Origin of the sequence: Pantoea sp. B623 (genome assembly GCF_024814475.1) — a bacterium.
Classification (GTDB): Bacteria; Pseudomonadota; Gammaproteobacteria; order Enterobacterales; family Enterobacteriaceae; genus Pantoea; species Pantoea ananatis.
In genome coordinates, this window is record NZ_JANUXM010000003.1 from 1 (window position 1) to 19,226 (window position 19,226).

Consider the following 19,226-nt stretch of genomic DNA (forward strand, 5'->3'; position numbering starts at 1 on the left):
ACTGGCAACTGGCAACTGGCAACTGGCAACTGGCAACTGGCAACTGGCAACTGGCAACTGGCAACTGGCAACTGGCAGGGTGTCATATCCCGTTTTTCAACGAAAGAAAAGGGGAGTCATTTCACAGGGCGCCAACAGAGGATTCACTATAATCAGCAAGTGCAGCGCTCAGTATATTCACTGTAATCAGTAAAAGTTATGGGTAACTTTAGGCATTCACTGTAGTCAGTAACCTTCCGCTTTCATTTTGATGGCCCCTTTACGAGGAGTCATCAGGCTGGCCTTTCCCACAGCCAGACTCTAACTTAAACGCAGAACGGCTATGGGACTGAGTTTCAAACATTCACTGTAATCAGTAAATACACATCCAGCCAAACACCTCATACGGGGTTGAATGCTAAACAACTCAATCTACTTCCACCAGCCCCAGCATGGTCAGAGCATTCACTGTAATCAGTATACTTCGTAAGTCCTGACCCGCGGGTCAGTGACCAGAATCAGGCCACGTCTCATCATGGGCGGGCTTACGGGTGAGAGGAGATTCACTGTAGTCAGTAAAACATTCACTGTAATCAGTAAAAGAAGGAAAGGAATTCGGTTGGCTGCAAACGGAACCTGGCCGCGTCAGATGGGATGTTCACTATAATCAGCAAACGTGATTTTCATTTAACCTGCCAGTATCTCAACATTCACTGTAATGAGCTAAGTGTTCACTGTAGTCAGCTGACTTCGTGACAAATGCTGAAGCTTCATCCCAAACGGCACACATCATTCACTGTAATCAGCACTGGCTTAACCCTGTCACTTTTTTTTTAGCGGAAAAGCACCCAACTGGAACAGGAAAGGCAGGGCAAATAGCCAGCAAAAAAGAGGTAAAAAAAGACACTATTAAACAATGGGTTAACTCTAACATCCACTGTATTCTGTAAATAACAAAGCTCAGTAAATTCACTATAAACAGTATGACGACGCGGAGGTTTGCTTTCGAGCCGACATTCACTGTAATCAGTAAAAGCGGTTTAAACACATGGAGAGAGGTGTTCTAAAAAAGGTTAGTAAGTGCAAGCTAACTTATAAATTATTGATAAGTTTGCACTTAAAAAAATGGACCGCGAAAGTAGATATGTGAACCAGTCCACTTTTACTGATTACAGTGAACACGACTGATTACAGTGAATGGCCAGCCAACTGCCTGAAGAATTCAGACGAAAATGATAGGCATACGTGTCACTTTTTGGCAAAAGTGACACTGCAACGCGAGGAGTACTGATTACAGTGAACGTTGGGCTCAGTCTTCAAAATCGATCTCATCGAGCGTATCGATTCCTTCCAGGTTACTGATTCCATCAAGTTTCGGTGTTCTGCTGTGAATGATGAAAAATACGGAGCGGCCTCGTTTGACTTCAGAGTAATCAAGGTAGCCAATCTCTTTAAGCTGTTCCATCGCGCGTCGTACCACGTGATTCTGCGTGGTAATCTTTGAGCCAAGATTGAGCCGCATACGTAAGCGGGCAAGAGAAATGGGCGCAGGGTTGGTCGGCAGGCTCTCCAGGAACGTATAAAGCGCCTGAGCCGATTCTTTACGCTTAAGGCGGGAGATAGCCCTCAGCTGCAGTAAAACCTTGTGGTCGAAGTTATACAGCTCAAAGAGCTTGGGATCAGCCTGTATGCGGACAATGTCTTTTTCACGATCGTAATAAGCTGACTGTACCAGATGCGTATGATAGGCCTTACCGTTACCTTCAAAAGAGAGAGTGTTCGTCGCAATACGGCGTAACGAAGCGTCGAGTCGCTTACGCAATGCGGCAGAGGAGTTGGCGGAGGGAATACCGCACATCTTCACGAAATCAATAAAAGGCAGGGTTACCGTATCACCCTGTGTAGGGTAACGGGAAAAAGACTGAATAATGCCGGCCCAGGTCTTAAAGTCATTATCCATATCCAGTCTGGCACCGGTGATGGTAATCTTTTCATAGCCTTCCGCTTTAACCAGAGAGAGGTTTTTAAGCTCTTTGGTGGCGTCGGTTGAAGCCATAGCACCAGAAATGCCTCGCGCTGTGGATTTAAGCGTGGGAACAAAGAGTCCCAGACGCATTAAGGCCACGGGCTGAACGGTATTATTTTTGTTGGGATGAAGCTGAATAACTTCACCACTGTTTTTGGTCACAGACAGAAAAGGCTCTAGTAACGCTTTGTTTTCACTATCTTTATCTGCCATTGGATAAGATCTTCATTCTGTGGATGAAAAGGATCGTTTTCTGATTACAGTGAACATTAGCACTGATTATAGTGAACATTCTACTGTGTATAGTGAATAAAGTACTGATTACAGTGAATACTTTACTGATTACAGTGAATGCAAACCCCCTCTCAGCCCTTGTGTGGTGCGGCCTGCGACGATCGGGGATCTCTTTGGATCTATAAGGGATCTCTTTATGATCGTTATATAGGAACTATTCACTGTATAAGTGGATAACTTGCCTGAAACACATATGGCATTCACGTTATCCAGCCGTCTGTCCGGATCCGTTCTGCCAAAATAGTAACGCGCTGCTCGTGGTGTTCGCCTGAGCGAAACCTGGCGTGACAAAGCGATCACTTCATTTTTTATAAACAACTTGCTCAGCATTATTCATTTTTCATCAGCATTATCCCGGCGTATGGTGACAACATCACTTACTGAAAAGGATCGAAACCATGACTGACTTTGCCGTGTCACGTAATCCAACCACGGGCGACATTCTTGCCAGCTATCCCATGCAGAACACAGCTGAACTGGAACAGGCATTAAGCACCAGCGCGGCCGCGTTTAAAAAATGGCGAAAAAGCAGCATGGCATCACGCGTAACGGTGCTTCGCCAGCTCGGTCATCAGCTTCGTGAACGCGAGCCTGAACTGACACGCATGATTACCCTCGAGATGGGTAAACCCGTGGCGCAGGCGAGAGCGGAGATCCTGAAATGCGCCAATCTGTGTGACTGGTATGCAGAATTTGGACCTGCGATGCTGGAAGACCAGCCATCACAGGTACCTGATGCGTGGCAGTCCTTTCGCCCAATAGGCGTGATACTGGCCGTCATGCCGTGGAATTTCCCCTTCTGGCAGGTTCTGCGCGGCGCCGTAGGCATGCTGCTGGCGGGTAATACCTATCTGCTTAAACACGCGCCCAACGTCATGGGAAGCGCAACGCTGATGGCTGAGTTATTTGATGCAACCGACCTGCCAAAGGGCGGTTTTAATCTGATTAACGTTGATAACGAAGGTGTCTCAACCGCTATCAAAGATGATCGTATTGCTGCAGTCGCAGTAACAGGCAGTGTTCGGGCTGGTGCAGCGATCGCAGCACAGGCGGGCGCAGCGTTGAAAAAGACCGTGCTGGAACTGGGCGGATCAGATCCTTTCATCGTGCTGGCTGATGCAGACCTCGATGAAGCGGTGAAATCTGCGGTGACAGGCCGTTATCAGAATACCGGACAGGTCTGTATGGCGGCTAAACGGTTCATCATTGAGGCATCCATAGCAGAGGCATTTGAGGCCCGTTTTGTAGAGGCTGTCAAAGCGCTTAAAATCGGCGATCCTTTGAATGAGGACACCTATATCGGCCCAATGGCCCGCGCCGATCTGCGTGATGAGCTGGATCAGCAGGTACAAGCCAGCCTGCGTGAGGGTGCCCGGTTGGTGTTAGGCGGTGAGAAAATAGCAGGGCAGGGCAACTATTACGCCCCCACCATCCTTTCAGACGTCACCAGCGAAATGACCGCCTTCCGGCAAGAGCTGTTTGGTCCGGTAGCGGCGATTGCCGTGGCCCGGGATGCGGAGCACGCTCTGGAAATCGCCAATAACAGCGACTTTGGGCTGAGCGCGACCGTCTGGACAGGCGATGAGCATATGGCTGCCCGGATGAGTGAAGAGCTGGAAGTGGGCGCTGTGTTTATTAATGGCAATGGCGCTTCAGATCCGCGCGTCACCATTGGTGGTGTGAAAAAGAGTGGCTATGGCCGCGAACTGTCACATTTTGGTGTGCATGAGTTCTGTAATGTGCAGACGATTTGGAAAAACCGTCGGTAATCCACGTTCTGGCTTCTGGCGACAACAACAATAAAACAGGCGCATGACAATGCGCCTGTTTCTTATCACTTTCAGCCTTCATGCAGAACAGAGAAGCGGGTTTTCTATTGCGAGTCAGAGGGTGCACTCAGGATATAACGATCAGGAATCAGCATCTCCAAACCAGCCCGGCATGGGATCCGGAAGCGTTACCCAGTATTCGGGGCCCTGAGCCATTTCCAGCGGCGTTAACAGCGCAGCGTCAAGCGCGCTGCGCACCTGATCTTCATCCATTTCAATGCCGATAAAAACCAGTTCCTGTCGGGCATCGCCAATCCCATCCAGCCAGTTCTCAGCAATAAAATTCAGAGACTCGCTGTCTCTGGGCCATTTGTCCCGCGGAATGCTGGCCCACCAGCTCCCGGCATAACCATGCTGTGCGACCGCACCGGCCTGTGACCACATCGCCGCATATTCCGGACGGCTGGCCAGCCAGAAATAGCCTTTCGAGCGAATGACGCCATCAAGCTGGTGGTTAACAGCATGCCAGAAACGTTCTGGATGAAAAGGGCGCCTGGCACGGTAAACAAAACTGCGAATACCATACTCTTCTGTTTCAGGCTGATGCTCGCCGCGTAGCTCTTTCAGCCAACCCGGTGCCTGTGCAGCCTGATCAAAGTCAAACAGACCGGTATCCAGTACCTGATCAAGGGGAACGTTACCAAAATGGCTGGTGATGATACGCGCTCGTGGATTCAGCGAATGTAACATCGCTTTAAGCGTCCGTTGCTCATCCTCCGTGATGAGGTCAGTCTTATTAACCACCAGCACATCACAGAATTCGATTTGATCGACCAGAAGATCGACGACAGATCGTTCATCTTCTGCCCCAAGAGATTCTCCTCGTGCCTGAAGCGAGTCGACCGAACGGTAATCCTGAAGAAAGTTATACCCATCTACGACGGTGACCATGGTATCTAACCGCGCAATAGTGGATAAACTCTCCCCGTCCTCATCGGCGAAGGTGAAGGTTTCTGCAACCGGAAGCGGCTCAGAGATGCCGGTCGATTCTATGACAAGATGATCAAAGCGGCCTTCCTGCGCCAGCCGTTTGACCTCCAGTAACAGGTCTTCACGAAGGGTGCAGCATATGCAGCCATTGCTCATTTCCACCAGCTTTTCATCGGTACGAGAGAGTTCAGCTCCGCCATTACGCACCAACGCCGCATCAATGTTGACTTCAGACATATCGTTAACAATCACTGCAATGCGTCGACCCTCGCGATTATTAAGAATGTGATTTAGCAGTGTCGTTTTACCTGCGCCGAGAAATCCTGACAGTACAGAAACAGGCAAGCGGGGATCGGATGAGTCCGGTAAGGAATGAAGCGCCATGAGAGATCCTTAAAATCAGTGTCATTTAATATGTTATAACATAACAAAATGGCGGTGATTTTCAACACTGTTTGTCAGGAATAGCAAAACACAGGATCGTGAAACTGCTGAGTGCCTATCCCGTTTTCGACTCGACATGTTCAGATGGGTTTTGCTTTGAATTGATATGTTATAACATAGTATTTCTGGGTAACATTATGTGGTTAAAAGACATATTATGAAACAACTTAAGCACCTCCTTCACAGCACGCTTGCGTGCCTGTTATTTGCCTCCTTGAGTGCCGGTGCTGCCGAAACAAAACCGGTCCGTATTGCCGCCCCATTTGAAATTAAGGGTGCCGATCCCGCTCTTTCGGGTGATATTTTACTCCGCATGGATGTGGTGGAAACGCTGGTGGAGACGGATGCTAAAGGAGCCCCTGTTCCAGCGCTGGCTGAGAGCTGGCAGGCTTCTCCGGATGGTCTGCAATGGCGCTTTACACTGCGTCCAGGCGCCCATTTTCACGACGGTTCCCCTGTTACTGCTGAAAGCGTGGTGAAATCACTTAACATCGCCCGCGGTAAGCCGGGCTTGCTGGATAAGGCACCGATAACGTCGATTGTGGGTGAAGATCGACAGGTCACCATCACACTCAGTGAACCTTTTACACCGCTACTGGCGGTGCTGGCAGAAAGTCGTTCACAAATTCTGGCGCTGGCATCATGGGATAGCACGAACGCTGTCACGCGGATCATTGGCAGCGGTCCGTTTCAGCTGGTAAGTTTCCAGCCGCCTCAGGCGCTGAGCGTAAAGAGATTTGAGGGTTACTGGGGGAAAAAACCGGCCATCGCTGGCGCTGAATTTTTATCTGCGGGACGCGCTGAAACACGCGCACTGCTGGCTGAAAGCGGAGACGCCGATTATGTTTTTAACCTTGATGCCGCCAGTCGGCAGCGCCTGTCACATAAAAAATCTCTGCAGCTGCTCACCGTTTCCGTTCCACGAACGGTGATGCTCAAACTGAATCTGGCACATCCCTTTCTCAGCGACCACACCACGCGCGAGGCGTTAAGCCTTGCGATTAACCGGAGTGCGCTTGCTAATGCGGTTTTGCGCTATCCGGGGGCGGCGACACAGATGTTCCCGCCTTCGATGGCCGAGTGGCACAATCCGGCATTGCCCACGCTGGATTACTCACCACAGCATGCAACAGCATTGCTTACGCAGTCAGGCTGGCAAGCCGGTCAGGATGGGATACTGATCCGTAATGGACAGCGTTTTACGCTCACGCTGCTGACCTATCCGGACCGTCCTGAATTGCCGCTCATCGCGATGGTGATCCAACAGCAGCTGCGTCAGATCGGAATCGATGTCGTCATTAATTCAACTAACTCCAGTGAAATCCCCGCTCGTCATCACGACGGGAGCCTGCAGATGGCGCTGTTCGCCCGTAATTTTGCCTTAACGCCCGATCCCACCGGTACGCTGCTTCAGGATTATGGGCCTCAAGGCGGTGACTGGGGAGCAATGAACTGGCACGACAAGGCCTTTAACGAGGCGCTCGGTACGCTATCGCAGAGTCATGATCCTGCGGTGCGACAAAAGGCCAGAGAGGTCATTACTACGGCTTTCCAGCGCGATTTGCCGGTTATTCCCATCGCCTGGTATCAGCAGTCAGCGGCAGTTAATGCCAGCCTCACCTCGGTCACGCTGGATCCGTTTGAACGCCATTTTGGCCTGCGTGATATGCAATGGGTGAAATGATGCTTAAACAACTCAGCTGGCGCCTTTGTCAGGCCGCCTTCGTCATTCTCGCGGTCGGGATCTTAACGTTTGTTCTGGTACAGGCATTACCGGGTGATATGGCCTGGCGTATCGCATCGGGACGTTATGGTTATGATAGGGTCGATCTGGCAGCGGTAGCCCAGGTAAAACAGCAACTGGCGGATATGACCGCCCAGGGAAGTGCGCTGGGGCAGTGGATGTGGGATCTGCTGCGCTTCAACTTTGGCCGTTCACTGGTATCGGGTGAGCCTGTCAGTGGCGAACTGGTCTGGCAATTGAAACAAACGTTCGCCCTTGCCGGCTTTTCTCTGTTACTGACCCTGCTGCTGATTATTCCACTCGGGATTTGGGCAGGCTGTCATCCCGGCCGTTTCCTGGACCGGGCCATTAACGGCGCTGTCGCCATTCTCAAATCGGTTCCGCATTTTGCTCTTGGCCTGCTGCTTATCGTTTTGTTTGCGCTGCGTCTGGACTGGCTGCCCAGTGCCGGGCAGGGGAACTGGCGACATTTCATCCTGCCGTCAGTGACGCTGGCGCTGCCGCTAAGTGCCGTGGGCGCTCGGGTCGTACGTGAGGCGACATTCCAGGCTGTAACGGCCAGCTGGTATCGCTGGGGGGCACAAAAGGGTCTCTCTCAACCGCGTCTTTTCTGGCGTCACGCCCTGCGTAATCTCAGCGTTCCGGTCGTGACCTGGCTCGGCATGCAGTTCGTCTGGCTGGTGGAAGGCGTGGTGGTGGTGGAAACGCTGTTTGCCTGGCCAGGCATTGGCCATGCGCTGGTCCATGCGATTTTTGCCCGGGACGTGCCCGTGATACAGGCCAGCGCAATGGTACTGGGGTTGACGTTTGTCACCCTGAACATGCTGGTAGATGGTTTGTGCTATGTGTTGGATCCAAGGGGGAAACGCATATGACCTTTCGTCAAAAAACAGGTCTGGCAATTATTCTGGCGTTGCTCGCGTTTGCCTGGCTGGTGCCGCTATTCGGGGCTGGGGATCCTGTGCAGCAGGACCTGTTGCAGATGTTACAGCTTCCCTCTGGGCAGGCCTGGTTGGGCTATGACCATCTTGGCCGCTCAATGCTGGCCCGGTTGAGTGCGGCACTCAGGTTATCACTGGGCCTGGCAGCGATATGCGTTATCACGGCACTGATAATGGGCACGCTGGCGGGGATCATGAGTGCCTGGCGCGGCGGTTGGGTGGACAAGGTGTGCAACGCATTAGCGGATATGTGCCTTGCGCTTCCCGGTCTGCTGCTGGTGCTGTTGTTAGCGGCTATCTCACCTGATTCGCCAGAAATGTTGTGGCTGGGGATTTCACTGGTGCTGTGGGTCGAGTTTTTTCGCGTGACGCGAGCCACCCTGCGACCCGTTGTTACGTCTCCCGCCGTCCAGTCCTCTTCACTGCTCGGTTTCTCGATACGCTATCTGTTTCGCAGACACTTATGGCCAGCCATGGCGCCCTTGTTGCTGACGTTAACGGTCTATGCGTTTAGCAGTGCCGTTATGGCGGTGTCCGCATTGGGATTCATCAGCGTGGGGGTTCGCCCACCGACACCAGAATTGGGGCTGATGATGACAGAACTTTTTCCCTATGCCTGGGAAGCGCCCTGGCTTCTACTCCAGCCCGTGCTGGTGCTTTTTTTGTTACTGACTGGCATGAATTTATTAGTGAATAAGGATCGGATATGACGGGCATAGTAATTAAACAGGTCGCCGTTTACGCCGAAGATTGCATCGTCGAGCCCGTGAGCATGGTCATTCAGCCGGGCAAACCCATGACGCTGGTGGGCGAAACCGGATCGGGAAAAAGTCTGTTCGCCCAGGCCATCATGGGGGCGTTACCAGAAGGACTCCGTGCCACAGGCACGGTTGAGATTGACGGACAACGTTATGATCTCCAAACCGATCTGGCCCGTCTTCGCGCTCTGTGGGGGCATCGCATCGCGTCTTTGCCCCAGGAACCCGGGCTGGCGCTCGATCCAACAATGCGTGTCAGCGCTCAGGTCATGGAAGGTTACCGGTACGTGCGGGGTTTAGCCCGGAGGGATGCACAACAGGCCGCGGCACACGCACTCAATCATCTGGGGCTTGCGCACGCCTCTGCGCGTTTTCCCTGGCAGCTTTCAGGGGGAATGGCCCAGCGGGTTTGCTTCGCGGCTGCTCGCGCGGGGGGCGCGACGCTGCTGATTGCAGACGAGCCGACTAAAGGGCTGGACGTCACGCGGCGGGATGAAATGGGTAACCTGTTAAATACGGCGGTGTCTCAGGGTGAAACCTTGCTGACGATCACGCACGACATTGCACTGGCCCGACAGTTAGGTGGTGAGGTCATGGTGATGCATAAAGGCAAAGTCGTTGAGCAGGGCAGCGCCGGGCAGGTGTTATACCGTCCACAAGCGCCTTACACCCAACTGCTGTTGGCGGCCGATCCTGAGGCCTGGGCGCCAGGCTCGCGAGTACCCTGTGATGAAACCATCGTGTTACAGACAGAGGGCCTTTCTCTGAAACGGTCAGGGAAGCAACTGTTTCACAATGCCTCGCTAATCTTCCGGGCTGGCGAAATCGTGGGGCTTTACGGCGAAAGCGGCTGCGGTAAAAGTAGCCTGGGGGATACGCTATGCGGTTTGATAACGCCCGATGCGGGCAAGGTCGTGCGTCCAGGGGCTGCCAGTAGGTTACGTTATCAAAAACTTTATCAGGATCCCTCAGCCATATTTCCACCTGACATCGCGATGGCCAGAGTTATCGATGATGTGCTGCGGCTGCACCACGCCACGGTGAAACGACGTGATGAACTGATGGCACAACTGGGATTAGCGCACGCGTTGCTGAACCGTCCGGCTTCGGGTTTGTCAGGCGGCGAGCTTCAGCGCTTTTCACTGCTCAGGGTGATGTTACTGGACCCTGTGTTTTTATTCGCGGATGAGCCGACGTCGCGCCTGGATCCTGTCGTTCAGCAGCAGACGCTGGCGTTGATTAGCGAACTGGCCACACAGCAACGCTGCGCCATTTTGCTGGTCAGCCACGATCTCGCCTTACTGGAGAAAAGCGCGCATCGTGTTATCTCACTGGCCTCCCTCAGCCAGAGCGCCGCAATAGCCCAGGAAGTCTGTGTTTAACCGAAGGCAGGGAAACCTGCCTTCACACATGCTCCATGACCAGCACAGCCAGCGTATCTGGCTCAAGCGCACGAAAAATATGCTCAGTGTCACCCGGGTAGCTGATGTAATCGCCTACCTCAAGCTCAACGGGTGAATCAACCGGCCCAACCTCTGCGCGGCCTTGCGTCAAAATTAAATGTTCGATGGTATTCGGTGAATGCGGCTGTGAGCAGCGTTCGCTGCCGGGCTGTATGTGCAGCAGATAGATATCCCGTCGTGCGCCCGGTGGACAGGTTGCCAGTAAGACGGCTTTGTAATCAGCCTGCTCAGCAGCCACCGTGGGGCCTTCTCCGCGGCGAATAACCTGTAACCGGTTCGTTTCCGGCTCCATCAGGCGTGCAAATGGAATATTGAGCGCGACACACAGCGACCACAACGTCTCAATACCCGGATTGCCGTTACCGGCTTCAAGCTGAGACAGGGTCGATTTTGCAATCCCCGCCCGGCGAGCAACTTCAGCCAGCGTCAGGCCGGCACGCAGGCGTTCTCTTACTAAACCTCGGGCAATGATATCAATGGGCGTGCTCATCACTTTTCCTGTTCGTTAAAATGAACGTATCGTTCGTCTTGTAATACATATCCGATGTTCATTATAATGGATTTATCGTTCGTTATGGGATTCGATGTTGATGCTGGCAAAAAAATTCACGCTGGATAAAGGCGTTATAAAAGCAATTTTTCTGGTCTGTATCGCAGATGGCATTGTCGGCCTGTCTTACGGGTCGCTCGCCACTGCTGATGGCTTTCCGTTTTGGGTACCGCTGGCGTTATCAACGCTGGTGCTGGCTGGCGCATCGGAATTCTTATTTATTGGCATCGTTGCCGGCGGTGGCAGTCCGTTAACCGCTGCCGCGGCAGGTTTGCTGGTCAACGCCCGCCATCTTCCCTTTGGCATTGCGGTTAAAGACTTAGTGGGCAGAGGCTGGCGGGGGGCGCTCGGCTGTCACATTATGAACGATGAAAGTGTGGTGTTCGGCATCTCTCAGCCGCAGCTGGCTCAACGCCGCAGTGCGTTTTGGCTGTGCGGCATCGGTATCGGATTGATCTGGCCGTTCACCGTCATGCTCGGGGCCGCGATTGGCCAGTTTATCCCGAATATTTCCGTTATCGGTCTGGATGCGGTTTTTCCCGCCATTCTTATCGCACTCATCTTCCCGGCGTTACGCAAACCCCGAACCCGCATTCCTGCGCCTACCGGCGCCGTGCTGTCGCTGGCGGTCACGCCATTTGTTCCAGCAGGGATGCCTGTTCTGTTTTCGTTGTTAGGGCTGCTTACGTGGAGATCGCGTAAATGACATCCGATGATAATTGCAGGCATTGCCTTGCTGGCTGCCGGAACCTATGCCATTCGTTATGCGGGCGTCAAACTGGGTAACCGGTTGCCTGTCAGTGAGCGCACGCAAAATGTGTTATCCGATGCGGCCACGGTACTGTTACTGGCCGTTGCAGCCACCACCACGTTGTTCGAAGGTCAGCATTTTGCCGGGATGGCAAGGCTGCTGGGCGTGTCGTTTGCCATTTTTCTCGCCTGGCGCAGGGCGCCGCTGATCGTCATCATTTTGGGCGCAGCCTGTATGACCGCTCTGCTGCGTTACCTGAATGTGCCTTAGTCGCTAACGACAAATTGCTGCATCAGCCTTGACGTAAGGCGCGGCTTAAAATAAAACTAGAACCCGTCAGGGGAGTCTCGCCAAAGAGACTGAGAGGCTAATAGCGCAATGCGCGGCTTAGCGACCCTTAGAACCTGACCCAGTTGATACTGGCGTAGGAAGACGGGTATCTTTGCCCCAGGCAGATACTTGCCGCAGAGTCTGCTTTTGTCGGGCTCATGCTTTTTCCCTTCTTGTATCACGGGTCTCTGACTGTTAACAGAGAGGCCAAAGTGAAAATCCTGTTTCTGATGTTACCCTGTCAGGTTGGCTGGCAATGAGCCGCTGGTCAGTGCTCGGCAGCGGCGTGTCCGGACTGTGTATCGCCACGCTACTGGCGGAGCAAGGTGAACCTGTCGAAATCATTACCTTACCGGACTGCCGCGCGGCATCGCACTGGGCTGGCGGTATGCTGGCGCCCTGGTGCGAAGCGGAAAGTGCGCCACAGCAGGTCGTTGACTGGGGTCAGTATGCTGCGGCATGGTGGTCGGCCAGGGTCAGCGGCGTGGAACAGCAGGGTACCCTGGTGATTGCGCCCCCGCGCGACAGTGCTGAGTTAACGCGTTTCGCTAACATGACCTCATCACATCAGTGGGTGACGCCGGCAGAGATTGAACCTGCGCTGGAAGACCGTTTTGCCCGTGGCTTGTTCTTTGCCGCAGAAGGTCATCTTGATCCCCGGCTGGCAATGCAACAATTACAAACGCGTTTACTGAATGCGGGGGTCCGGTTTCACCCGTGTAAACCCAGCGGGAAAATTATCGATTGCCGGGGTATTCATGCCCGGCAATCCCAACCGGAATTGCGTGCCGTGCGCGGTGAAATGGTTATTCTCCACACCGACGAAATAACGTTTTCCCGTCCTGTTCGCCTGCTGCACCCGCGTTTTCCCTGTTATCTGGTGCCCAGGGCTCAGGGGCATTTTATGCTGGGCGCGACCATGGTCGAAAGCCAGGATGACAGCCCAATCAGCGCGCGCGCTATGATGGAACTGTTAAGCGCAGCCTACAGCATCCATCCCGCCCTCGCCGAAGCACGCATTATTGAAAGCGGCACAGGTTTGCGTCCGGCTTACCGCCACAATCTGCCCGAAGTGCGTTATGAAAATGGCATTTTTTCCATTAACGGCATGTACCGTCACGGCTTCCTGCTGGCCCCGATGATGGCCGAGAAGCTTATGCAACAACTGACGTCCGAGGGAGTGCGATGAAAATAGAACTGAACGGCCTTGCTATTGAAACCGAAGCCCGCACGCTGGCTGAATTACTCGTGGAACAACATATCGATGCTGGCTGTGTCGCCAGTGCCGTGAATGGCGAATTTGTTCCTCGGGAGCGCTATTCCTCAGAGCCGCTTGTGGCGGGTTGTCGTCTTGAAGTGTTATCGCCGATGCAGGGAGGCTAACGATGTTTTATGACTTTAGCGGACAGTCACGTTTTTTACTGGGCACTGCAGGTTATCCCTCGCCGGATATTCTGCAACAGGCCGTTGGCGCATCCGGCGCCGAGATTATTACGGTGAGTCTGCGTCGTGAAGGAAGCCAGGGCGGAGCCTTTCGCGATCTCCTGAAAACCTTAAATAAACGCGTTTTACCCAATACCGCAGGCTGCCACACGGTGAAAGAAGCCGTGACGACTGCGCATATGGCGCGGGAATTGTTTGCCACGTCCTGGATCAAGCTTGAGGTGATCGGTCATGCCGATACCTTACAGCCCGATCCCTTTGCCCTCGTCGAAGCAGCACGTATTTTGTGTGCAGAGGGTTTCCACGTTTTCCCTTACACCACAGAAGATCTGATTGTGGGCGAGAAACTGCTGGACGCGGGCTGTGAAGTGCTGATGCCGTGGGGGGCGCCTATCGGCTCAGGCCAGGGATTACGCAATATCGAGGGCTTACGGACGATGCGTGCCTGGTTTAAGGACGTTCCACTGATTATTGATGCCGGGATCGGTGCGCCGAGCCAGGCGGCTCAGGCGATGGAATTGGGGTTTGATGCTGTGCTGTTGAATACCGCCGTGGCGAAATCCAGCGATCCGGTTCGCATGGCTGGCGCATTTGCGCGCGCCATTGAAGCGGGATATCAGGCACGTCAGGCTGGCATGATGGAGCGTCGCGACATGGCTGCCGCCTCTACGCCCGTTTTCGGGCTGGCGCAATTTCGCTAAGGAGCAGATATGGCACGTTATCAACGACAGACAATGCTGCCAGAAGTGGGCGAGCAGGGGCAGCAGGCTTTGTCCGCTGCCCGCGTCTTAGTGGTTGGCGCGGGTGGACTGGCTTCCACGTTATTACCGCTCCTGGCGGGCGCTGGCATCGGTTATATCCGGCTCTATGACGACGACGTCGTGGCGCTGCATAACCTGCATCGTCAGACGCTATTTACGACTGCCGATATTGGCGAGCCGAAGGTGTTTTGCGCCCAACGTGCGCTGGCACAGCGTAATCCTGATACGGTGGTTGAAGCACATCCCGTAGCGTTACAGGCAAGTCGTATTGAAGAAGCACTGGTGGATATTGATTTGGTTATCGACGCTGCGGATAACTTCGCGGTGACTTATCTGCTTTCCGACAGCTGCTTTGCCCGTAACCTACCGCTGGTTTGCGCTTCGGTGCTGGGGCGACAGGGTTATGCAGGCAGTTTTTGCGGCGGCGCGCCCAGCTATCGCGCACTGTTCCCACAATTACCCAAAGCCTCAGGTAACTGTAACACCGCAGGCGTGCTGGGCCCGGCGGTTGCCACCCTTGGCGCCTTACAGGCGCAGATGGCGCTCAGCATTCTGTTGCACCTGTCGCCCTCACCACTGGGCTGCATGATCAACTGTGATTTTGTCTCATGGCAACTGCGTCAGTTCCGGTTCGATAATGCGCCTGAGCCCAAAAAGGCCGGCATCCCGTTTATCGATCCTGCTTTGCTGACCCCCGATGACTGTGTGGTGGATCTACGGGGGACAGAGGAAGCACCTGTCAGTGTCAGCCAGTATGCACAGCGGATATTGCCACAGCACATTGCCGGCTGGCAGCCGCCCGCGGATAAACGCATTGTTCTGGTCTGTGCCAGCGGCATGCGTGCTGCTCAGGTCGCGTTGGCCCTGGAGGCACGTGGCTGCCAGCGGCTGGCGATTATTGCAGATCGGTAATACAGGCGGCTGATCACGTCTGGGCATCGCGGTTGGCCTGATAAATATCGGGCCGGGTGATTGTCCAGGCATAGTCGGGTTTGTTTACCGGCTGGTAGCCAAATTTTTGATATAACCAGGGCGCGGTTGAGGTGAAGAGCAACAGCCGGCGCAATGTGTTAACCACGGGATGTGACTGACAGCATTCGATCAGCCATCCGCCCAGTCCTTTGCCCTGGCATTCTTCAAGTACATAGACATCGCACAGGTACGCAAAGGTCGCGTAATCAGTAATGAATCGCGCAAAGCCAATCTGCTGCTGCTGATGAAAAAGCCCAAAATTCAGGCTGTTTTCAATTGACCGCGCGACCGTGGCGTAATCAATTCCCGCTGCCCAACTTGAACGGGTGAGGTAACGGTGTATTGCCCCGATATCCATCTGCGACTTATCCGTCGTAACGGCATACTCGCCGTTATGCCAGTGCTGAACAGGTGCCATCATTTTTCCCGTATTCCTTGTTTAAGTATGAGAGTCGGTGGCGAAAGACCTGTCAGGCGATAAGAGTGCGTACGACAATGCCGATAAGCAGTAATCCACCACCGATATTGACGTAGCGTTTCAGCGCGACAGGATTGATTTTTTGCGCCGAGAAGACCAGCGCCTGGCTGAAGAGCGCTAACCACAGGCTCATCACGACAATGTGCACTGTTGCCAGCGTCAGAAAGGCATCAATACCGGCCCTGTCGCCAACAAACTGTGAAACCACCGTCAGGTAAAACAGGATAGCTTTGGGGTTAGCGACATTAGCCAGCCACGCACCTTTAACGGTAATTGCGCTACCCGTTGTCTTCAGCACGAATGCCGTGGTCCTGACGCCAGTGATAAATAAAAGGCCGCCCAGCCAGAACAGGTAAAGTACGCCAGCTATTTTTAACAGGGCAAACAGCGCGGGGGACGCAACCAGCGCTGTCGACAGGCCCAGACCGATCAGCAAAGCATGCGTATAAATACCCAGCGCGGTACCAAGCAGCGTTTTCACCAGCCCCCTGCGGCCAGCCGTAAGCGCGCTGTTCATCGCCAGCGTGAAACTCGCGCCGGGAGAAAGGGCAATCGGTAGAAGCGCAGGCAGAAACCCTGTCAGGTTAATCTCCATCCGCCACCGGCTTGTGGGAGCGCTTCAAGGCGCACACCAAATTCGTTAAAAAATTATGCCGGATTATAAAAAGCACACAGCTTATTGCCGGTTGGATCCCGCAGATAGGCGACGCATCTTCCATCCGTTTCTCTGACATGAGGCGGTGTTTCAGCCGAAGAGCCGCCGTTTTCGAGACCTTTTTGATACCAGTTGAAAACGTCTTCAGAGGAGGCCATGGTAAAGCCAATGGTACCCCCGTTGGCAAAGGTCGCGGGCTGGCCATTAATGGGCTGAGTGATAATAAAACGCTGGTGATTTTTAACGTAAAAAGGGCGACCCAGGGCATCAATGCCCTGATCTTCGCAACGGATCACAGCAAAAACAGCATCGTAGAATTTTTTAGCTTGCTCAATATTATCCGTACCAACAACCATATGGCTAAACATACATAACTCCTTTTTAACATTGATGGCGATATACTTAGCACACCCGCTATGTGTGAGGAAGAGCTGATGAATGACCATCCCGTTTTAGAGGTTGTCAGGTTATGCGACCGGGCGATATCAGCCGGTAATTATGATGCCCTGATGAAACACTATGCTGCCGATGCCAGCCTGGTTGTGAAGCCCGGAATGACCGTTACGGGTCGCGTAGCCATTCGTCGCGCCTTTGAAGCGATTGCAAATTATTTTCAGCATCAGCTGGTGGTAGAGCAGGGCAGGATGGAGGTCATTGAGGGCGCAGGCACCGCGCTGGTGATTATGGAAACTGTGCTGCGCTATCCCGATGGGCAGGGACAGTCCGTAGAAAGCACCCGCCGGGCCACCTATGTATTTCGCCTGGAAAGCGATAACCAGTGGCGCTGCACCGTGGATAACTCCTATGGCACTTCGCTACTGGATCCTGTACTGAGTGAGCAGGGCTGATTTTGGTATGCACTGCGTGATTTAGGCCGTTAATCCGGATAGCGTGCGGATTAACGGCTGATTCAGATGACTTCAATAAGCTGAAAGGTCTCAAATATCAGTTCCATTTCAGCACTGAAACCCCCGTTACGCTGAAAAAAGCGTTGATGTTCACGCTGCCAGTACTCAAGGCTCAGGTCACCTTCGCCTTCCATCATGGCCATCTCCGGCGTAACGCGATCGAAGCGTGTCACAAACAGTCCCGTCGTCCTGATGACGCAAACCGGATTATCCGCGCCGTTTAAGATGATGCTATAGCCGCCGGGTTGCGGTTTCACGTCATCTTCATACCAGCCTTGCAGAGAACTGCAGGTGGCGATTTTTTTGCCGGTAAGGACCAACGTGGCCAGTTCATTGGCCAGATCGGGTGAATCGCCAAACGACCAGGCCAGCGCGTCAGGGTATTTCGTTTTAATCTGTTCAAGCGTCATCGTCATATTAAGTCCTTTTACAGCAGGGCCTGAATGGCTGCTTTTGGGCAGCAAGTCTGTCAGGCCAGAATACGTTTTGCCCACTCATCAACCGTATCACCACTGCCGATATCGGGCTGCACCAGGCCATTAATCATAAAGGTGGGTGAAACATGAATAGCGTTCTGGCGGGCATATTTACAGTGCCATTTGATCAGGTTTTGCAAATCAGGCCGGTCGAATGCCGCATAAGCATCGACGCCGCTGTACTCTCTGAGTCTGGCGAGAAGCTGATTAGGCGTAACATCTCGGTTTGGACCACGACAATGGTCTGTAAACTCAAAGGCTTCCCGATGATCGGCAACGGCCTGCAGAACCGCTTTAGCCGCCGCTTTGCTTTCTACCGATGCCGCGAGGATGTAGCGCACGATTACGCCAGAGTACATGTGCCAGGGCTGCGACTGAAGATGAATTTTGAGTGTCATTTTATCTTCACCAACCTGCTCTAACAGCGCATCGAATTTGTTAAACGCGCGTACAGAGAAAGGGCAGGTGGGTTCGATAAAAACCTCAAACACCTGTGGACCTTGTCCCCAGACAAGAGGTTCAGCCTGTAGCTTGTCATTGTTCATAGCAACTCCCGTTACGATGGTTAAAATTCTGCTTCACTGACTGTGACAAACTTACGCTTATTCTGCCAGGTGCTCCTGCCAGCAGTCGTGAATGCAGACTGATAAGGATTAGTCTTATTTCTCATCTTTCATACCAAACCGAACTAAAATTATCCCTTCAGCGGTTCCGCTTGTCGTGCAACCTGTTTAAAATTTCAAGATTGTTAAATCATGATATTAAACACTATTTTGTCAAGCTAAGGCACAAAGCGGCAAGTTCATCTGAGATAAAAACCGCTAGAGTACCGGGTTCATCAACCTGCAAACCGGGTGTACTGGCGTTATATTGCCTGACCCAGTCATTAAGGATTTTCGAATGTCGCACTTTCGTCCTGTCGCGCTGGAACACGCAAGCCGTTTGCTGAACCACGGACCGACTATATTAATAACCAGTCGGGATAGTCAGTCACAGCGTCGCAACATCATGGCCGCAGCCTGGTCCGTTCCCGTCGAATTTTCGCCGCCGCGGGTAGCGATTATTGTGGATAAATCGACCTGGTCACGTGAGCTGATTGAAGCCAGTGGTGCATTTGGTATTTGTGTCCCTGCCGCGCAATTTGTCGATCTGGCTTATGCCGTTGGCAGCACGACCGGGCGCGACCAGGATAAATTTGCGGCTTTTGATATTCAGGCCAGCGAGAGTCAGCACTTCGGTGTGCCTCTGTTGGAGGAGAGCTGTGTAGCGTGGATGGAATGCCGTCTGTTACCTGAAACCGAAGCGCAGCAGGCGTACGACACGCTGTTTGGTGAAGTGGTCACCGCTGCGGCAGACAATCGGGTTTTTTACGATGGTCGCTGGCATTTCGATGACAGCAACTCAGCGCTACACACTTTACATCATCTTGGCGGCGGTCAGTTCGTGACAGTTGCAAATACGCTGACCGCCAAAACAACGCGTTAAATGAGGTAC

General features: G+C 53.2%; 21 protein-coding genes, 1 pseudogene and 1 riboswitch. Of the genes and pseudogenes, 14 read left to right on the forward strand and 8 right to left on the reverse strand.

Translation table 11 applies throughout. From position 1 onward, the window contains the following. Positions 1-186: pseudogene (locus NXS97_RS00615) on the forward strand (hypothetical protein); the annotation flags it as partial. 1,102 nt (positions 187-1,288) lie between these two features. Here the strand turns inward: NXS97_RS00615 and NXS97_RS00620 are convergent. Continuing rightward, the gene (locus tag NXS97_RS00620) at positions 1,289-2,218 is read right to left on the reverse strand and encodes a RepB family plasmid replication initiator protein (protein WP_014604568.1); all 930 of its coding nucleotides are present in this window, start codon (positions 2,216-2,218) and stop codon (positions 1,289-1,291) included. Between the two features lie 479 nt (positions 2,219-2,697). Here NXS97_RS00620 and NXS97_RS00625 point away from each other — a divergent pair, with 479 nt between their 5' ends. Next, positions 2,698-4,068 carry an aldehyde dehydrogenase family protein gene (locus NXS97_RS00625; RefSeq protein WP_116197827.1) on the forward strand — a complete coding sequence of 457 codons (1,371 nt, stop codon included), beginning with the start codon at positions 2,698-2,700 and terminating at the stop codon, positions 4,066-4,068. Between the two features lie 141 nt (positions 4,069-4,209). On the opposite strand, the gene zigA is transcribed toward NXS97_RS00625, so the two are convergent. Continuing rightward, a complete protein-coding gene (zigA, locus tag NXS97_RS00630) occupies positions 4,210-5,442 on the reverse strand; it encodes a zinc metallochaperone GTPase ZigA (RefSeq protein ID WP_014333273.1) in 1,233 nt (410 codons plus the stop codon). Positions 5,443-5,659: 217 nt separating this feature from the next. Here zigA and NXS97_RS00635 point away from each other — a divergent pair, with 217 nt between their 5' ends. Genes NXS97_RS00635 through NXS97_RS00650 form a run of 4 tightly spaced genes read left to right on the forward strand, consistent with a single transcriptional unit; the run spans position 5,660 to position 10,327 of the window. Further along, the gene (locus tag NXS97_RS00635) at positions 5,660-7,186 is read left to right on the forward strand and encodes an ABC transporter substrate-binding protein (protein WP_116220137.1); all 1,527 of its coding nucleotides are present in this window, start codon (positions 5,660-5,662) and stop codon (positions 7,184-7,186) included. Next, a complete protein-coding gene (locus NXS97_RS00640) occupies positions 7,186-8,121 on the forward strand; it encodes an ABC transporter permease (RefSeq protein WP_181901440.1) in 936 nt (311 codons plus the stop codon). Before NXS97_RS00635 ends, NXS97_RS00640 begins: the two co-directional genes overlap by 1 nt. Beyond that, positions 8,118-8,897: an ABC transporter permease gene (locus NXS97_RS00645; protein ID WP_022622827.1), complete on the forward strand. Its 780-nt coding sequence runs from the start codon at positions 8,118-8,120 to the stop codon at positions 8,895-8,897. The genes NXS97_RS00640 and NXS97_RS00645 overlap by 4 nt, the downstream gene beginning before the upstream one ends. Then, entirely contained in the window at positions 8,894-10,327 is a 1,434-nt protein-coding gene (locus NXS97_RS00650; RefSeq protein WP_116220135.1) for an ABC transporter ATP-binding protein, read from the forward strand. The genes NXS97_RS00645 and NXS97_RS00650 overlap by 4 nt, the downstream gene beginning before the upstream one ends. A 22-nt stretch (positions 10,328-10,349) precedes the next feature. Here NXS97_RS00650 and NXS97_RS00655 read toward each other — a convergent pair whose 3' ends face one another. Beyond that, positions 10,350-10,898 carry a helix-turn-helix domain-containing protein gene (locus tag NXS97_RS00655; protein WP_014333268.1) on the reverse strand — a complete coding sequence of 183 codons (549 nt, stop codon included), beginning with the start codon at positions 10,896-10,898 and terminating at the stop codon, positions 10,350-10,352. 94 nt (positions 10,899-10,992) lie between these two features. Here NXS97_RS00655 and NXS97_RS00660 point away from each other — a divergent pair, with 94 nt between their 5' ends. The 6 genes from NXS97_RS00660 (at position 10,993) to NXS97_RS00685 (ending at position 15,155) form a co-directional block, all read left to right on the forward strand. Next, the gene (locus tag NXS97_RS00660) at positions 10,993-11,664 is read left to right on the forward strand and encodes an AzlC family ABC transporter permease (protein ID WP_181901439.1); all 672 of its coding nucleotides are present in this window, start codon (positions 10,993-10,995) and stop codon (positions 11,662-11,664) included. Positions 11,665-11,670: 6 nt separating this feature from the next. Further along, positions 11,671-11,979, forward strand: coding sequence for an AzlD domain-containing protein (locus NXS97_RS00665; protein WP_116220134.1), 309 nt, complete (start codon positions 11,671-11,673; stop codon positions 11,977-11,979). 58 nt (positions 11,980-12,037) lie between these two features. Next, positions 12,038-12,157: riboswitch (TPP riboswitch) on the forward strand. A gap of 138 nt (positions 12,158-12,295) precedes the next feature. Further along, positions 12,296-13,228 (forward strand): FAD-dependent oxidoreductase, encoded by a 933-nt coding sequence (locus NXS97_RS00670; protein ID WP_014604691.1) that lies wholly within the window; start codon positions 12,296-12,298, stop codon positions 13,226-13,228. Further along, positions 13,225-13,422 carry a sulfur carrier protein ThiS gene (gene thiS, locus NXS97_RS00675; RefSeq protein WP_013028008.1) on the forward strand — a complete coding sequence of 66 codons (198 nt, stop codon included), beginning with the start codon at positions 13,225-13,227 and terminating at the stop codon, positions 13,420-13,422. Before NXS97_RS00670 ends, thiS begins: the two co-directional genes overlap by 4 nt. Before the next feature lie 2 nt (positions 13,423-13,424). Further along, on the forward strand, positions 13,425-14,183 hold the full coding sequence (locus NXS97_RS00680) for a thiazole synthase (protein WP_013028007.1): 759 nt from the start codon (positions 13,425-13,427) through the stop codon (positions 14,181-14,183). A 9-nt stretch (positions 14,184-14,192) separates the two neighbouring features. Next, positions 14,193-15,155 (forward strand): HesA/MoeB/ThiF family protein, encoded by a 963-nt coding sequence (locus tag NXS97_RS00685; protein WP_014333265.1) that lies wholly within the window; start codon positions 14,193-14,195, stop codon positions 15,153-15,155. A 13-nt stretch (positions 15,156-15,168) separates the two neighbouring features. Here NXS97_RS00685 and NXS97_RS00690 read toward each other — a convergent pair whose 3' ends face one another. Genes NXS97_RS00690 through NXS97_RS00700 form a run of 3 tightly spaced genes read right to left on the reverse strand, consistent with a single transcriptional unit; the run spans position 15,169 to position 16,716 of the window. Then, positions 15,169-15,636 (reverse strand): GNAT family N-acetyltransferase, encoded by a 468-nt coding sequence (locus NXS97_RS00690; RefSeq protein ID WP_014333264.1) that lies wholly within the window; start codon positions 15,634-15,636, stop codon positions 15,169-15,171. 49 nt (positions 15,637-15,685) lie between these two features. Then, positions 15,686-16,288, reverse strand: coding sequence for a LysE family translocator (locus NXS97_RS00695; RefSeq protein WP_019105887.1), 603 nt, complete (start codon positions 16,286-16,288; stop codon positions 15,686-15,688). Positions 16,289-16,341: 53 nt separating this feature from the next. Beyond that, positions 16,342-16,716, reverse strand: a complete 375-nt coding sequence (locus tag NXS97_RS00700; RefSeq protein ID WP_019105888.1) for a VOC family protein — start codon at positions 16,714-16,716, stop codon at positions 16,342-16,344. Between the two features lie 66 nt (positions 16,717-16,782). Between NXS97_RS00700 and NXS97_RS00705 the strand changes: the two genes are divergently transcribed. Further along, positions 16,783-17,196 (forward strand): SgcJ/EcaC family oxidoreductase, encoded by a 414-nt coding sequence (locus tag NXS97_RS00705; protein WP_014333262.1) that lies wholly within the window; start codon positions 16,783-16,785, stop codon positions 17,194-17,196. A gap of 62 nt (positions 17,197-17,258) precedes the next feature. On the opposite strand, the gene NXS97_RS00710 is transcribed toward NXS97_RS00705, so the two are convergent. Both NXS97_RS00710 and NXS97_RS00715 read right to left on the reverse strand, forming a co-directional pair. After that, entirely contained in the window at positions 17,259-17,672 is a 414-nt protein-coding gene (locus NXS97_RS00710; RefSeq protein WP_019105889.1) for an ASCH domain-containing protein, read from the reverse strand. Between the two features lie 53 nt (positions 17,673-17,725). Then, positions 17,726-18,277 (reverse strand): thioredoxin domain-containing protein, encoded by a 552-nt coding sequence (locus tag NXS97_RS00715; RefSeq protein WP_116220133.1) that lies wholly within the window; start codon positions 18,275-18,277, stop codon positions 17,726-17,728. A 355-nt stretch (positions 18,278-18,632) separates the two neighbouring features. Here NXS97_RS00715 and NXS97_RS00720 point away from each other — a divergent pair, with 355 nt between their 5' ends. Next, positions 18,633-19,217: a flavin reductase family protein gene (locus NXS97_RS00720; RefSeq protein ID WP_014333259.1), complete on the forward strand. Its 585-nt coding sequence runs from the start codon at positions 18,633-18,635 to the stop codon at positions 19,215-19,217. The last annotated feature ends 9 nt before the right edge of the window (positions 19,218-19,226 follow it).

Coding starts and splice junctions, on each gene's coding strand:
- NXS97_RS00620 (WP_014604568.1), bottom strand. CDS start 2,218: ATGGCAGATAAAGATAGTGAAAACAAAGCGTTACTAGAGCCTTTTCTG.
- NXS97_RS00625 (WP_116197827.1), top strand. CDS start 2,698: ATGACTGACTTTGCCGTGTCACGTAATCCAACCACGGGCGACATTCTT.
- zigA (WP_014333273.1), bottom strand. CDS start 5,442: ATGGCGCTTCATTCCTTACCGGACTCATCCGATCCCCGCTTGCCTGTT.
- NXS97_RS00635 (WP_116220137.1), top strand. CDS start 5,660: ATGAAACAACTTAAGCACCTCCTTCACAGCACGCTTGCGTGCCTGTTA.
- NXS97_RS00640 (WP_181901440.1), top strand. CDS start 7,186: ATGCTTAAACAACTCAGCTGGCGCCTTTGTCAGGCCGCCTTCGTCATT.
- NXS97_RS00645 (WP_022622827.1), top strand. CDS start 8,118: ATGACCTTTCGTCAAAAAACAGGTCTGGCAATTATTCTGGCGTTGCTC.
- NXS97_RS00650 (WP_116220135.1), top strand. CDS start 8,894: ATGACGGGCATAGTAATTAAACAGGTCGCCGTTTACGCCGAAGATTGC.
- NXS97_RS00655 (WP_014333268.1), bottom strand. CDS start 10,898: ATGAGCACGCCCATTGATATCATTGCCCGAGGTTTAGTAAGAGAACGC.
- NXS97_RS00660 (WP_181901439.1), top strand. CDS start 10,993: ATGTTGATGCTGGCAAAAAAATTCACGCTGGATAAAGGCGTTATAAAA.
- NXS97_RS00665 (WP_116220134.1), top strand. CDS start 11,671: ATGATAATTGCAGGCATTGCCTTGCTGGCTGCCGGAACCTATGCCATT.
- NXS97_RS00670 (WP_014604691.1), top strand. CDS start 12,296: ATGAGCCGCTGGTCAGTGCTCGGCAGCGGCGTGTCCGGACTGTGTATC.
- thiS (WP_013028008.1), top strand. CDS start 13,225: ATGAAAATAGAACTGAACGGCCTTGCTATTGAAACCGAAGCCCGCACG.
- NXS97_RS00680 (WP_013028007.1), top strand. CDS start 13,425: ATGTTTTATGACTTTAGCGGACAGTCACGTTTTTTACTGGGCACTGCA.
- NXS97_RS00685 (WP_014333265.1), top strand. CDS start 14,193: ATGGCACGTTATCAACGACAGACAATGCTGCCAGAAGTGGGCGAGCAG.
- NXS97_RS00690 (WP_014333264.1), bottom strand. CDS start 15,636: ATGATGGCACCTGTTCAGCACTGGCATAACGGCGAGTATGCCGTTACG.
- NXS97_RS00695 (WP_019105887.1), bottom strand. CDS start 16,288: ATGGAGATTAACCTGACAGGGTTTCTGCCTGCGCTTCTACCGATTGCC.
- NXS97_RS00700 (WP_019105888.1), bottom strand. CDS start 16,716: ATGTTTAGCCATATGGTTGTTGGTACGGATAATATTGAGCAAGCTAAA.
- NXS97_RS00705 (WP_014333262.1), top strand. CDS start 16,783: ATGAATGACCATCCCGTTTTAGAGGTTGTCAGGTTATGCGACCGGGCG.
- NXS97_RS00710 (WP_019105889.1), bottom strand. CDS start 17,672: ATGACGATGACGCTTGAACAGATTAAAACGAAATACCCTGACGCGCTG.
- NXS97_RS00715 (WP_116220133.1), bottom strand. CDS start 18,277: ATGAACAATGACAAGCTACAGGCTGAACCTCTTGTCTGGGGACAAGGT.
- NXS97_RS00720 (WP_014333259.1), top strand. CDS start 18,633: ATGTCGCACTTTCGTCCTGTCGCGCTGGAACACGCAAGCCGTTTGCTG.